We start from the raw sequence: 14,161 nt of genomic DNA, 5'->3' as shown, positions 1-14,161 counted from the left end.
CGCGATCCGTGAGAGCGTTATCTCCGCAGGTCAGGGACAACCGTGTCGAGCATGATCGAATAACGGTTCTCGGGCTGCGGTAGCGACCGGCGAGCCTGCTGCGCCGGACCGCCGTCAGCTCAGCGGCCGCCCGCCACCAGCTCGGCGATCATCCCCTCGCAGCTGCGGACGACCACCTGGGCCCCGCGCCGCTGCGCCAGCGGCAGCAACGGGTCCTCGGCCCGGTCCCGCCACCGCCACTGCGCGTCGGTGGCAACCTCCCAGAGCCGCTGCACCGTCGCCTCGTGCTCGACACCGAGCCGGGCCGCGAGGCCCACCCCGTCACCCCCGACGAGCCGCTGCGCCTCGGCGGCCAGCTCCGCGTCGAAGCCGAGCCGGGCGTTGCGCAGCGCGACAAGCAGGCGCAGCTCGCGGAACTCGTGCGCACCCGCGAGGATCCGTTCGAGTGCGCCGGTCAGCTCCGCGGCACCCGGGATGGGCTCGGTCCGCAGCAGCGTCTCGACCGCCGCCAGCGCGGACCGGGCCTTGAGGGCGTCACCGCGGTCGATGAAACAGCGGGTCACCGACTCCCGCAGCTCGGTCAGACCGCTGCGCCGAATGAGTTCCGCCGAGAGTTTCACCCGACTGTCGAAACCACTGCGCACCAGGGTGCTCGCCAGCCGGACGCCGAAGATCCCGAACCGATCCAGCAACGCGGCCCGTACCTCGGTCTCCAGCCGTACCGGCAGCTCACCATTGAGGAACCGGTCGGCGGAGATCAGGTGGGCGTCCAGCTCGGCCCGCGGCACCTGGGCGATGGTGGCAAGCGCGGCGAAATCCGACTCACCGAGCATCCGGCCCGCCAGGCCGAGCATCCCACTGCACGCCACCACGTTCACGCTCAGCGCGTTCACCCGCGGGTCGCGGTGGTGCCGCCGAGCGAGCTGCCGGGCGGTGAGCAGGCCGTCGATCCGGCCTCCGCCGATCTCGTCCGCCCGGGACAAGACCATGATCACATTGACCGGGGCGGCCTGCCCGACCACGCTGTCCCGGCCGGACTCCAGCACCCGCAGATCACTGTCGCGGGCGTCGCGGGTCAGGTACAACACCGCGTCCGAGTCCCGTAACACCCGCTCCAGCACCGGCCCCCGGTCCGGCTCGGCGGCGCCGGTGACCGCCGGGGTGTCGATGAGCGTGACCTGCCGCAGCGCCCGCGTCGGCCACCGCACCACGATGTCGCGCACGTCGCCCGCGCCCCAGCCGAGATCCACCCGCAGGCCGGTCGCCGACTTGACCACTGCCAACTCCTGCGGAGGCTGACCGGCCGGATAGGCGGTCGCGCTCGGCTCGGCGCCGTCCTCGTACCAGGTGAACGCCCCGTCCGCCCGCTCGACCGGCGCGACCTCCTCGCCCATCAGGGCGTTGAGCACCGTCGACTTGCCGGAACGCCAGGGCCCGACGATCGCGATCCGCAGCGGTTGTTCCAGTCGGGCGACCTGGTGCCGCAACTGCCCCACGGCCCGTGGATGGCCCTGGTAGAGGTCGATGGCCTGGTGCAACAACCCCCAGGCCGCCTCGTCCAGGCGCAGACCCACGGTCATGCCTGCGGCTCCAACCGCAGCGGGGCGGACTGGGCGCCGGTCAACTGCTGCGCCTGCTCGTAGAGCGCCGCCAACCGGGTCATCTTCAGCCGGATCTCGCGGTGCCGCTGCTCGCGCAGCGACGCATCCGTCTCGGCCTCCTGCTTGGCGCTTCGGAACGACTGGACGATCGCCTCCTGAAGCTCCTCGGTCAGCCCCGTGAAGTGGTCCCGCAGCATCCGCTGCACCTGCCGGGTGGTGTCCCGACAGTCGCGGATCATCCGGACGAAGAAGTCGTCGACATGCCGCTGGATGGCCGTCTTGACTGTCGCCTGCCGGCGACGGAGCAACTGCTTGCTCTCGTCGCGGATGCTCTTGCCGCCGAACAGGGCCCCGATGCCGACCGAGACCGGGTTGATCATCGGCATGCCGGCCAGGGTGGTCGCCAGACCAAACATCAGCATCCCGCCGTACGAGCCCTTCATGCCGGTGAACAGCTTCTGGCCCGGGGTGAACCTGTCGATCGTCGGCATCTGCAACTCCGGCAGCCGCTGCCCGATGTCCTCCGGCATCGTCATCGACCAGGGCGGCAGCACGTCGTAGCCGTACCTGTTGAAGTTGGCGGCCACCCGGCGGGCGATCCAGTCGCAGCGCTGGATCAGCCACTCGTGGTTGGCCTCCGCCGCCTCCACCAGGCTCCGCTCCAGCCAGTCCTGGAAGGTGTCCCAGGCGACCAACGGGTCGGCAGTGTCGAACGCCTCGTCGACAGTGCGCAGGATCTCCCGGGTCCGGTCACGCAGGTCGTACTCGATGTCGGAGAGCAGATCGCCGATCTCGTCGCTGAGGGTGTTCTGCCAGCGGGTGGAGCACCGGCGTAGCTCGTCGACCTCCCGCTGCGCCGCGTGCAACCGGGAGATCGGCCCGGACTGCTCCTCGGCCTCCCGGGTCGCCAACTCGGCGCGCAGCGGGGCGGCCAACTGCTCCACCACCGTCCGGGCCACCGTCTGCACCGAGGCCCGGGCCAGTCGGTCGGCCTTGCCGGCCAGGTCCCGCTGAAGTCGGGCGATCAGCTCGGGAAAGCCGGACTCGGTGTTGAGCCCCCGGTCGTCGGCGCCTGCGGCGCGCAGTCGCAACGCCGCCGAGACCGGGATCAGCGTCGCCGCGATGCCTGCCTCGGCCAGGTGCTGCCGGTTGCGGTCGGCCACCGCGCGCCAATCCGCCACCAGGTCGGTCTTGCTCTGCACCACCACCACGTTGGGATGTGCCCGCATGACGTGCAGCAGCATGTTCAGCTCGGCGACCGACAGGTCCCGGGTGGAGTCGGAGACCAGCAGCACGGTGTCCGCACGGGCGGGCGCGGCGACCGAGGCGGCACCGCCGATGTCGCCGACCTCGTCGGCACCGGGAGTGTCCACAAGCACCAGTCCGGCGCCGAGCAGTGCGCGGGGCACACCGATCTCGACGTACGCCGGGCCGCCACCCGGTCGGCGTCCGACCAGGCCGGCCACGCTCTCCCCGACCTGGTTCAGCGCCACCGGGGTTCGCTCGACCGCCACCGTTACGGCGGCGCCGCCCCGGGCGGACGGCGGAGCCTGGGCGACCGCGACGCTCGGGGCCTCGGCGTGCTGCACCACTGTCGGTAGGACAGTCGTACGGCCGTCACCCACCGGACAGGCCGGCGCGTTGATGATCGCGTTGATCAGCTGACTCTTGCCCTGGTTCGGCTCACCGATGACCAGGACGCGCAGCGTCGGATCCAGCAGTTGGGCACGCTTCTGCCGGACCGTCTGAAGCAGGTCACCACGACCGTGTGCACTGCACGTGCGGGCGATGTCGTCCAGCACGTCCAACCAGATCCCGGCCATCACCGCACCAAGTGTGCTGATTTCGGCTCAATTATCAAGAGGCAGCGGAGAGGGCCGGATCGCCCGAGGCGATCCGGCCCTCCGCTCCGCCCGGAGATCCGGGTCAGAGCAGGCCGCCGGTGATACCCAGCAGCCCGTGATCGGACGAGGCGTGCGAGTCGCCGCCGAGCACACCATCGGTGACCCCGCCGGTCACGTCACCGACAGTGCCGGTGACACCGGGGAGGAGGCTGTCCACCTGGTGCGTCACGCCGTCCACCGTCGACGGCACGTCGAGCGGTGGGACCACACCGCCGACGACACCGCCGCCGTGCCCGAGGCCCAGCCCGCCGAGGGTGTCGTCGACACCCAGGGAGCTGACGACCCCGCCGAGCTGACCGTGGGCGCCGGAGAGGACACCATCGGTCAGGTCGCCGCCGATCAGATTCGGGTCGGTGCCACCGAGGTCACCGACGGTGCCGGTGACCTCACCGAGCACCGGGTCGGCGACCGCGTCCACCGGCTGCACCACGTCCGCGTCGAGGGTGTAGGCCACGTCGGAGACGCCGGCGAAGTCGGCGTCCAGGCCGGACGGACCGACGCCCAGGCCGATGCCGGGCAGCACCGTCACCCCGGCACCGGCCGTCGACGGGGCGACCGCGATGGCACCGAGCACGCCGGCCTTGACGTCCACGCCGGTCGGCGAACTCGTGACGCTGATCTGCTGCGCCACGCTCTGCAACTGACCCACCACATCGGTGCTGTCGGTGAGCAGCGGCTCCAGGTCGAGCTGCCCGACCGGTGCGGCCAACGGCGCCAGACCCGCCCCCGGCGCGTAGTCGACGACAAGCGGCACGACGTCCTGCACGTCCGCCGCGGTGATGTCGGTGAGCCCCGCCCCCCGCAGCGCACCCTCGGGGTCGAGGTCGAATGCCGACCGCGCGTCGGGGTTCGTCAGCAGGTCGAGCACGAAGTCGTGGAGGGTCTGGTGCGAGTCCATGTGCCGGTTCTCCTCGGAAGTGGCGGCGCCGGGTGTCATACGTCGACAGTGACGCTATTGCCCGGGCCCGACCCGGGCATCGGGGCTCAGCCCGCAACCAGCCCGGTTGAACCGGGGGCACCACGACCTCGTACGTTAGGGGGACAGGGGGAAACCGTCCCGGCGAGATTAGGGTCCCGACCAGGGGCTGATCTCTGGTACGAACGTAGGAGCCCGCGGGGTTCGCCCGGGGTGGGTCGTCGGCAGCACCGACACCATCGCCACCGGCCGGCCAACTCACGGGGGGAGAAGAGACGATGCCGTACGTCCTCGGGATAGACATCGGAAGCACCAAGACGGCCGCCGCGGTCACCCGGCGCACCGGCACGACGTGGACGCGTCCCGAGCCCGTCCCGCTGCACGTCGGCTCCCCTGTCGTACCGTCGGTGCTGTGCCTGGCGGAGGACGGCTCGCTGCACGTCGGCGAGCCGCCCACCGACGACGGCAGCCGCACCACCCGGGACTTCGTCCACCGGATCGGCGACGACGTGCCCCTGCTGCTCGGCGGCGAGGCCTGCACCCCGCAGACACTGACCGCGGAACTCGCGGCGTGGGTGGTCGAGCGGGTGCACGCCCTGGAGGGCGGCCCGGCCGAGGCGGTCGTGCTCAGCCATCCGGCGGGGTGGCGTCCGTACCGGCGGGAGGTGCTGCACCGGGCACTGTCGCACTTCGGCCTGCGGCACGTGACGCTGCTCCCGCGCACTGTCACGGTGGCCGAGAGCCACGCGGCCCGTGGCTTCCCGGGCACCACCGCCGCCGTCTACGCCCTGGGGGGCAACAGCTTCGAGGCCGCGCTGGTGCGTCGCACGCCGCGCGGCACCTACGAGACGTTCGGCACGCCCCAGGGTCTGGACTCGGTGGGCGGGGTCGACTTCGACGAGGCGCTGGCCGGGCACACCCGGACGGTGCTGGCCCGGGAGCTGGCCAGCACCGCACGCCGCGGCACCCAGGCCGCGCTGCGCGGGCTGCGCGGGGAGTGTGACAGGGCCAAGCGGGCGCTGACCGTCGACCTGACGGCCGACGTGGTGCTGACCCTGCCGAGCGGCCCAGCCCGGATACCGGTGACCCGGGCGCAGTTCGAACACATGATCCGCCCGATCGTGCAGACCACAGTCGAGCTTCTGCTGCGGGTGGTACGAAGCGCCGACCTGACGTCGACGCAGCTCGACGGGGTCCTGCTGGCGGGCGGCTCGGCCCGCGTACCGCTCGTCATCGAGCTGATCAGCGCGGCCCTCCCGGTGCCCGTCGAGGTCGAACCGGACTCGCAGCTGACCGCCGCCACCGGAGCGGCGCTGGCCGCCGCCCAGGTGGTGTCGCCCCGCCCTCGCCCGCCGGCACCGGCACGCGACCCGGTGCGCAGCGCCGGGCGGGCCACCATCCCGGCACCGCACCACCCCCACCACGACACCGTTCCGGGCGATCCGCCACCGCGGCCGCCGGTCCGGGTCCTCCCACTTGACCTGCCGAAGCCGTCCCGCCTGGCGCTGGCCCGCAGCCGGGGACGCGAAGGATGACCCCAATGATCATGAATGACCTCGCCGCACCGGGGCTGACCCTGGACCGGGGGCCACAGACCCTGCTGGACACCGTCGCCCAGGACCCGACCGGCCCCCTTGCCGTCGGCATCGCCGGCCCCGGCGGCCACGGCAAGACCGCCCTCCTCGCCGAGCTGGCGCGGGCCCACCAGCGGGCCGGGATCACCGTCCGCACGACCACCCCGGAGCCCGACGACCCGGTCGGCCCCGACACGCTCGTGCTTGTCGACGACGCGCACCTGCTCGACGACGCACGGATCGAGGTGCTGCTGCGTCTGCACGGCACCCGCCGGCACCGCCTGGTGGTCGCCCACCGCCCGTGGCCCCGGTCGGCGGCGCTCAGCGAGCTTGTCGACTCCCTCCGGCGCGACGGGCAGGCGGTGCTGCTCACCCCGTTCACCAGGGAACAGACCGCCAGCTACCTCGCCGCCACTCCGGAGCTGGGCCGCCGCGACGACCTTGTGGACTTCGTCCACACGCAGACCTCGGGCGTACCCCGGGATGTCGAACGGCTGGCCCGCGGCCTGGCCGGCGCGGAGACCCCGACCGGCCCGGTGGCCAGCCCGCCCCGGTCCGCCGTCGCGGAGTTCGGGCCCGACCTGGACGTGCAGCCCGCCGCCGTACGCCGGCTGCTGCTCGCGGTCGCGGCCGGTGGCCCGCTGCCGGCGAACATGCTCGCCGCGTTGCTGGGCGTGGACCCGTCGGCAGTCGACGAACTGATCGCCACGACGCGGGCGGCCGGGCTGCTCGGCGCCGACGGCCGGCTCGCGCCGATCGTCCGGCAGGCGGTCACGACGCTCAGCCCCACCACCGACCGGACCGCGGTGTGGCGCCGGCTCACCGAGTTGCAGCTCGCTCGCGGTGCCGCGGTGCTGCCGCTGGTCCGTTCGCTGCTCGCGGCCGGCGCGCTCGGCGACTGCCCGGCCTCGACGCTGGCCGCAGCGGCCGGCGAGGCCCTGACCGACGAGCCGGCGTTCGCCGCCGAGTTGTTCGCCGCCGCCACCGCGGCCGGGCAGCCGGCCAGCGCGCAGCAGGCACTCGCCGCCGCGCTCGCCGGCAACCTCGACGACGCCCTGCGACTGGCCGATCGGCTGCTGGCCACCGCCGCCCCGCCCGAGCGTTCCGAGGCGGCAGTCGTGGCGGCGACAGCCCTGGCGCACCGTGGCCACGTCGGCCGCAGCGTGGAGCTGTACCGGTGGTCGGGCACCGCCTCGGCGCTCGCCTTCGCCACCGTCGGAGGGCTCGCCACCGGAGACCTGGCCGCCACCGCCGACCCACCGGCGGGTGACCCGCCCGGCGAACCGCCGACCCTGCACGCCAGCGCCGCCCGGCTGATGGCCACCGGGGTACGCGAGAGCGTCAGCGGCCCGCCGACCGCCGCACTCTCGGCGCTCGTACAGGCCGCCGCGCTGCTCGAACCGGACGGCCGGGCGGCCCTGCTCCCGGACAGCCCGGCGGCGCTCGCCGCGCTTACCGCCGTGCACTGTGGTGAGCTGGAGATCGCCGAGCAGGTGCTGCACCGTGCCCTGGACGCCGGTGTCGGTGGTCCGCTGATGGCCCGGCGCCACCGGCTGTTGCAGGCGTGGATCCTGATGGTCCGGGGTGAGACGCGCGCCGCCACCGAGCAGCTCGCCGCGGTGACGCTCGACGGGCGGCAGTTGGAGTCACGCGACCTGCTCTTCGCCGCCGCGATCCGGATGGGCATCGCCCGCCGCACGAGCGACCTTGCGGCACTCAAGCGCGGCTGGGGGCAGTCGCTGGAGGCGGTGGTCCGGCACCCCGTCGACCTGTTCACGCTCCTGCCGCTGGGTGAGCTGGCCATCGCGGGTGCGCGCCTCGGTGACCTGGCCCGACTCGAACCGTACCTGCGGGAGGCGCACGCGTTGCTCGGCCGGCTCGGCGACCCGCCACTGTGGAGCGTGCCGCTGCGCTGGAGTGGCCTGCACGCCGCGATCCTCACCGGGGCGCCGGCCGTCGCCGACGAACACGTCGCGGCCCTGCTGGCCGCGGCTGAGCACAGCCGGTACGCCGCGGTGATCGCCGCCGCCGCGGAGTGCTGGGTGGAGGTGCTCAGGGGTGTCGTCGACCCGGCCCGGGTGGAGGCTGCCGCCCGAGCGCTGCACGACACCGGACTGCGCTGGGACGGTGCCCGCCTGGCCGGTCAGGCCGCCATCCGCACCGCGGACCGGCGGGCGATGACCACCCTGCTTGAGTGCGCGCGGGCCCTCCAGGGGCGACCGCCCGGCGGCCACGGAGAGCCGGCGACGACGCGCACCACCGAGCGTGCCACCCGCGTCGCCGACCCCGCCCCGCAAGGGCTCAGCGACCGTGAGTACGAGGTTGCCGAGCTGGTGCTCGCCGGGTTGACCTACCGCGAGATCGGCGACCGGCTGTTCATCTCGGCGAAGACCGTGGAACACCACGTGGCGCGAATGCGCAACCGGCTGAACTGCGCCAACCGCACCGAGCTGCTGGCTCTGCTGCGCACCGTCGTCGCCGACCGGGCCAGCGACACGGCCGGGCAGCCGTGGCCGCAGCGGGCGACCCGGTGAGGGGTCCACGCCGGGTCCACCGCCGCGAGCGGGGCGACGCGTGACGCCCAGCGAGGTCCGGCTTCTCCGGACCAGGCTTGTCGTGCTGACCGTCGTCCTTGTCACGTTCTGGTCGTACGCGGCCTACCTGACCAGCCAGGACGCCCTCGACCTGCTGCGTGTGCGGGCCCTGGCGGACACCCTCGGCCAGCCCATCGACCGGCTGATCCTGAGCCTGCAGGCCGAGCGCCGGGCCAGCGCCGAGACGCTCGCCGGAGCCGGGCCGACGGCGACCGCGCTGGTCGGGCCGCGGGAGGTGACCGACCGGGCCGCCGGCGAGCTGCGCCGGTTCGCGGCGGGCCGCGACATCCGGTTGCTCACCGCCGGCGAGGTGCGCGACCGGGCCGACGAACTGATCCGCCGGCTCGACGGCCTGAGCACCATCCGGTCCCAGGTGGACGCCGGGCAACTCGACAGGGCCGCCGCGGCCGACAGGTACGACCAGGTCGTCGACGTCGCCTTCCGGGTGTACGGCCCGGAGTGGGGCGCGTACGAGAGCAGGTTGGCCGCCGACAGTCGGGCGGTGATCGCGCTGGCTGGTGCCCGGGAGCTGCTCGCCCGGGAGGACACCCTGGTCAGCGCGGCCCTGGCCGCCCAGCGACTCGACCCGGACGACCGACGCCGGCTTACCGAACTCGTCGACAACCAGCGGTTCGCCCGGACGGCGGCGGCGGCCGGGCTGCCCGCCGACGGGCCGGACGAGTACCAGCGGATCGCGAGCGGCCCGCAGTTCGCCGGGCTGATCGCCCTGGAGGACAGGCTGGTGCGGGCGGACACCGCCAACGCCCTGGCCGGGACCACCAGGGCCGGCTGGCGGGCCGCTGCGGACACCGCCCTCGGCGCGCTACAGACCCTGGTGACCAGCACCGCCCGCAGCAGCGTCGAACGGGCCACGCCGGGTGCCGCCGTGGTCGTCGCCCGCACCGGCGCCGTGGTGGGGCTGGGCCTCATCGTCGTGCTCGTGCTCCTGCTGAACTGGGCGAGCACCGTCCGACGGCTGACCGCCGAGCTGACCCGGCCGGTCGTCGACGCGCCGGTCCCGGCCCCGGACGCGGGGGCAGAGCCGGCCGGCCCCGACCGGGAGGTGGGGGCAGAGCCGGACCGCCCCGACCGGGAGCTGTTCCTGCGGGTCACGCGCCGCAACCAGAGACTGCTGCGCGATCAGCTCGATCTGCTGGACGGGATGCAGCGCCGGGAGCGGTCCGCCGAGGAGAGCAGCGAGCTGTTCCAGCTCGACCACCTGGCCACCCGGGTCCGGCGCAACGTGGAGAAGCTGATCGCCCTCGCCGGGGCCAGGCCGGCCCGCCGCTGGCGGCGCTCGGTGCCGCTGCTCGACGTCGCCCGCGGTGCCGTCGCCGAGGTGCCGGACTACCACCGGGTCCTGATCGCGCCGCACTGGCCGTGGTCGCTCGCCGGCCCGGCCGTCACCGACGTCGTCCACCTGCTGGCGGAGTTGATCGAGAACGCGCTCGCCTGCTCCCCGGCGGACACCACGGTCCGGGTCAGCGGCGAGCCCCGCGCGCAGGGGTGCGCCGTCCTGGTCGTCGACGACGGGCCCGGCCTGGACGCCGCCGCGCTTGCCGACGCGAACGACCTGCTCGCCAGACCGCCGGCGGCTGCACCCGATGGCCCCACCGGCCTGTACACAGTCGCCGTACTGGCCCACCGATGTGGCGCCCACGTCTCGCTGCGTCCGAGCCGGCGCGGTGGGACGGCGGCGGTAGTGCTGCTGCCGGCCCACCTGGTTCCGGTGCCCGACACCGACCGCCGGCCCTCCGCCGCGCCACCCACCCCGTACCCGCCGGCGCAGCAGAGCACCAACCGGCCCGCCCCGAGCGGCGACGGCGCGTTGCCGACGCGGGTCCGTCAGACCGGGCCAACCGGCCCCGAACCCGGCAGGACCGGACTCGACACTGTCGAGATACCGGTCGCCAGAGCAGCGAGGAGACACCCATGACCTCCGCAGTGGTCACCGACGACGGCCTGACCGGTGCCCTGGACCGCCTGGTCGACCGAGTGCACGGCGCGGAGTTCGCCGTCGTGCTCTCCCCGGACGGGTTGCCCATCGGCGGTTCCCGGCAGGTGGAGACGAAGCTCACCGAGCAGATCTCCGGCGTCGTCGCCGGCCTGATCGCGCTGGGCCTGGCGGCCACCCGGACCTGCGACGCGGGCGGTCTGCGACAGGTGGTGGTGCAGATGGCCCGGGCCTTCCTGTTCGTCGCCACCATCCCGAACGGGACCATCCTCACCGTGCGGATCGCCGGCGACGACGTCAAGGTGGGTGACATGGCGTACGAGGTGGCGCTCTTCGTGGGGCAGGCCGAACGGCACCTGCCGATCACGCTGGGGCCCGCCTCCGCCGCGACGATCGGGGACACCGGTGCACAGCAGCGGCACCGCTGACGAGGCGTGGTACGACGACGACGCGGGCCCGGTCGCCCGGCCGTACACGATGACCGGCGGGCGTACCACTCCCGCCCGAGGTCAGTTCGACCTGATCACCCTTGTCGTCGCCCGGCGGTCGGCCACGCCGCCCACCCCGCTCTTCCCCGAACAGGCGCGGATCGTCGAGCTGTGCCACCATCCAGTGTCGGTCGCCGAGGTCGGCGCCGAGCTGGACCTCCCGCTGGGGACCGTCCGGGTGCTGCTCGGTGACCTGCTCGCGACCGGACTGATCGAGACGCACGACCCACCGATGCTGTCGGATCTGCCGACCGAGGATCTGCTTGAGGCGATCCTCGTCGGGCTCCGCGCCCTGTGACCGGGCCGGGGTCAGCCGCGACCCGCACGCAGCGCGGGCGGGCATCCGGCGACGAACCGAAGGGGAGACAGGCAGTGCCGGCGACACCACCCCAGCCACGCCGTACCGTGGCGATCATCCTGCTGGACCGGATCGTGGCGCTCGCCACGGCTGCCCGCCGGGTGCTCAGCGGTCGGGCCGGCGTCTCGCGGCTCACCTGGGTGGCCGTTGTCGCGGTGCTCGGGGTGCTGGTAGCGACAGTTGTTCTCGTCGCCGGGGTGCTGCGTACGCCGGAGAAGCTGGCACCGGTGACGCTCGACCCGCCACTGTCGGTGGATCAGGTGGGCACACCACCGGCCGGCACTTCCCGGGCACAGGCACGACCGGCGGCCACCAACCCGCCGCCGGCCGCTCCCCCGCCAGCCGCCTCGGTCACCGCTGTCGCACCGACCGTCAGTGCCACGACCGGGCCCCCGGCGACGGGTTCGCCCGCCGTGGCCACACCGGCCGCCCTGCTCGCCGACTTCGCCATCGAGGACACCGCGCTGCTCAGTTACGACGCGGCCGTGACGATCACCAACCCGGGACAGCTGCCGTCACCACAGTGGACGTTGGTGCTCACATTCCCCCGGGAGACGCTGCGGGTAAGCGCGGTCGAGGGCGCGCGGGTCAGCCACGACGGCGCGGTGTGGACGTTCGTGCCGGACGGCAGCACCGGCCCGGTGCCCGGCAGCGCGTCGGTCCGGGTGACGTTCCGGGTCAACGGCGCACCCGCCGGCGCCGCCCCCGAGTCGTGCGTCATCGACGGCGCCGCCTGCACCGGCCTGCCGAACTGAGCTGATCCTCAGCGGACGGTGGTGACCGGCTCGGGCCGGTCTGCCTGCTGCCGCAGGGCCGGCAGCGCCGGTGCGAGGGCCACGAGCATGGCCAGGCCGGCGACGGGTAGCAGGTCGAGAGTGACGACCGGCAGGAGGATGCCGGCCAGCAGGAGCGGCGCGCTCCACCACGGCAGCCGCCGTTTCGCGGCGAGCATGCCGGCGAGGATGACCAGGCCGAGGAAGAAGAGCTGGGGTACGACGTCGTAGAAGGCCACCTCGACGCCGGGGATGTCCTTGAAGTCCGCGCCGAGCGCCGACATCTCCGCCCGGTCCGCGGCCAGGAGGCCCTCCACGATGTCCGCGCCGAACTGCACGACCGTCGCGGCGAGCCCCACCATCGTGAGGGTCACCACCCCGGTGCGCCACGGGCTGCGGGGCAGGAGACGGGACAGCGCCAGCACCCCCGGGACGAAGCACACCATGCCGGCCAGCGCGACCAGATGCGCCGCCTGCCAGTCGAACCCGGGGCCGTACAGACCGTCGGACCTACCCCACAGGCGGACCAGGCCGTAGGCGGCGATACCGACCGGTCCGGCGATCACGTAGAGCGCAGCACGTTTCATGCAGGTCATCATCTGGTCGTCGGCGCCCCGTCGACCTCCGGGAAGATCCCTCGACGAGCCCTGGGTTCCGGGTCAGGTTTTCCACCGAGCGGACCCTCGGTGCCGGCGCGCTGACCGGTCAGAGCGTCCCTCAGGCGGGCCAGATCGGTCGGGCGGCGGCGAGCGCGGCCTCCTGGTACGGCGTCCGTGGCGAGTCGGCGGCGGTGACCGCCACCGGCCACTTCTGGCGCAGCTCGACCCAGAGTGTCGACATCACGCCCGAGTGCACCGAGAGCTCATCCGCATCCTCGGCCACCAGTAGCACGTATGTCCAGGCCGCCGCGTCCGGTGCGCCGTCCAGTGGCGTCCGCCAGGCGCGGTGCAGGCTGCGGCCGTGGTGGCGGGGGGCCTGGACGGACAGGAGGGTGTCGGCCGGAACCGGGTCGGGCGCGTCAGTGGGGCCGTCGACGCTGAACCGGTACGGCAACGGCGGCACCTCCCCGATGGCCGGCACGTCGGCCAGGTCGGGCCCGTCGGGCTCGCCGATGAAGGTGCGCAGCAGTGCCCGTTCCTCGCTGGTGATCCCGACGCCGTAGTGCGCCAGGCCGAGCAGGAGGGTGGCGTCGGCCAGGTAGGACTCACCCGCGGCGTAGAAGTCCCCCACGGAGCCGAGGACATCGTCGGGGAGCCGACCCACGAGTCGCCGGCACACGTCGGCGGCCGTCGCGTACGTCTTCACATCCATTGTCTTCGCTTCTCCTTGTAGTTGCCGCCAGCCTCCGTCGCCGTCAGCCCGCCGCGCCACCGACCCATGATCATAATGACGGGGCCTGACAAGCGCTCACCTTCGCGGTGGCCCCACATCACCGCTCGCGCGACCGGGTGGCGGGCATCGCTCATGCTGGGGTGGTGATTCGATTCGTACTGAATGTGCTGTGGCTCATCTTCGGCGGTGGCATCGTGCTGGCGGTCGGGTACGGCGTGGCCGCGCTCGTCTGCTTCCTCCTGGTGGTCACCATCCCGTTCGGGGTGGCGTCGCTCCGCCTCGCCGTCTACTCGCTGTGGCCCTTCGGCCGCACCCTGGTGCCGAAGCCCGGCGCGGGCGTGGCATCCGGGTTGGCGAACATCCTCTGGGTGGTGCTGGCAGGCTGGTGGCTCGCGCTGTCCCACATCGTCGCGGGCATCGCCCTCTGCGTGTCGATCATCGGGATCCCGTTCGGCATCGCGAACTTCAAGCTGGTGCCGGCGGCGTTCTGGCCGCTCGGCCGCGAGGTCGTCGACGCGCCCTGAGCACGAAATTCGAGGTCACCTGACCTCTGCCACTTCTAACGTATAGCGCACTGGGGGGCTTGCGGCAAGGCCCGGGTCGTGCCGCAAAATCGTCGGCCGAGGCCAGAATCTGCCGAAATGGAAGTCATCATTTGAATTCCTCG

General features: G+C 73.2%; 12 protein-coding genes. 7 read left to right on the top strand and 5 right to left on the bottom strand.

All coding sequences use genetic code 11. The features are described 5' to 3' along the window. Positions 1 to 119: 119 nt before the first annotated feature. From AB0B86_RS11325 to AB0B86_RS11315, 3 genes are all read right to left on the bottom strand, one after another. Positions 120 to 1,580, bottom strand: coding sequence for a hypothetical protein (locus AB0B86_RS11325; RefSeq protein WP_357401848.1), 1,461 nt, complete (start codon positions 1,578 to 1,580; stop codon positions 120 to 122). Then, positions 1,577 to 3,424 (bottom strand): dynamin family protein, encoded by a 1,848-nt coding sequence (locus AB0B86_RS11320; protein WP_357417619.1) that lies wholly within the window; start codon positions 3,422 to 3,424, stop codon positions 1,577 to 1,579. The genes AB0B86_RS11325 and AB0B86_RS11320 overlap by 4 nt, the downstream gene beginning before the upstream one ends. A gap of 103 nt (positions 3,425 to 3,527) precedes the next feature. Next, positions 3,528 to 4,403, bottom strand: coding sequence for an IniB N-terminal domain-containing protein (locus AB0B86_RS11315; RefSeq protein WP_357417573.1), 876 nt, complete (start codon positions 4,401 to 4,403; stop codon positions 3,528 to 3,530). A 296-nt stretch (positions 4,404 to 4,699) separates the two neighbouring features. Here AB0B86_RS11315 and AB0B86_RS11310 point away from each other — a divergent pair, with 296 nt between their 5' ends. The 6 genes from AB0B86_RS11310 (at position 4,700) to AB0B86_RS11285 (ending at position 12,144) form a co-directional block, all read left to right on the top strand. Next, positions 4,700 to 5,956, top strand: coding sequence for an Hsp70 family protein (locus tag AB0B86_RS11310; protein ID WP_357417570.1), 1,257 nt, complete (start codon positions 4,700 to 4,702; stop codon positions 5,954 to 5,956). Positions 5,957 to 5,961: 5 nt separating this feature from the next. Beyond that, positions 5,962 to 8,529, top strand: a complete 2,568-nt coding sequence (locus AB0B86_RS11305) for a LuxR C-terminal-related transcriptional regulator (RefSeq protein ID WP_357417568.1) — start codon at positions 5,962 to 5,964, stop codon at positions 8,527 to 8,529. Positions 8,530 to 8,569: 40 nt separating this feature from the next. Beyond that, entirely contained in the window at positions 8,570 to 10,525 is a 1,956-nt protein-coding gene (locus tag AB0B86_RS11300; RefSeq protein WP_357417566.1) for a nitrate- and nitrite sensing domain-containing protein, read from the top strand. Further along, positions 10,522 to 10,971: a roadblock/LC7 domain-containing protein gene (locus tag AB0B86_RS11295; RefSeq protein WP_357417564.1), complete on the top strand. Its 450-nt coding sequence runs from the start codon at positions 10,522 to 10,524 to the stop codon at positions 10,969 to 10,971. The genes AB0B86_RS11300 and AB0B86_RS11295 overlap by 4 nt, the downstream gene beginning before the upstream one ends. Continuing rightward, positions 10,949 to 11,329, top strand: a complete 381-nt coding sequence (locus AB0B86_RS11290; RefSeq protein WP_357417562.1) for a DUF742 domain-containing protein — start codon at positions 10,949 to 10,951, stop codon at positions 11,327 to 11,329. Before AB0B86_RS11295 ends, AB0B86_RS11290 begins: the two co-directional genes overlap by 23 nt. Positions 11,330 to 11,403: 74 nt before the next feature. Beyond that, the gene (locus AB0B86_RS11285) at positions 11,404 to 12,144 is read left to right on the top strand and encodes a cellulose binding domain-containing protein (RefSeq protein WP_357417560.1); all 741 of its coding nucleotides are present in this window, start codon (positions 11,404 to 11,406) and stop codon (positions 12,142 to 12,144) included. Between the two features lie 8 nt (positions 12,145 to 12,152). Here AB0B86_RS11285 and AB0B86_RS11280 read toward each other — a convergent pair whose 3' ends face one another. Together AB0B86_RS11280 and AB0B86_RS11275 are read right to left on the bottom strand one after the other, a co-directional pair. Continuing rightward, a complete protein-coding gene (locus AB0B86_RS11280; protein ID WP_357401862.1) occupies positions 12,153 to 12,749 on the bottom strand; it encodes a hypothetical protein in 597 nt (198 codons plus the stop codon). Positions 12,750 to 12,879: 130 nt separating this feature from the next. Continuing rightward, positions 12,880 to 13,473 carry a hypothetical protein gene (locus AB0B86_RS11275; protein ID WP_357401864.1) on the bottom strand — a complete coding sequence of 198 codons (594 nt, stop codon included), beginning with the start codon at positions 13,471 to 13,473 and terminating at the stop codon, positions 12,880 to 12,882. A 164-nt stretch (positions 13,474 to 13,637) separates the two neighbouring features. Between AB0B86_RS11275 and AB0B86_RS11270 the strand changes: the two genes are divergently transcribed. Next, the gene (locus AB0B86_RS11270; protein WP_357401866.1) at positions 13,638 to 14,018 is read left to right on the top strand and encodes a YccF domain-containing protein; all 381 of its coding nucleotides are present in this window, start codon (positions 13,638 to 13,640) and stop codon (positions 14,016 to 14,018) included. Positions 14,019 to 14,161: the final 143 nt, after the last annotated feature.

This window comes from Micromonospora sp. NPDC049047, from assembly GCF_040649135.1.
Lineage (GTDB): Bacteria > Actinomycetota > Actinomycetes > Mycobacteriales > Micromonosporaceae > Micromonospora.
This window is presented reverse-complemented; position numbering and strand designations above follow the sequence as displayed.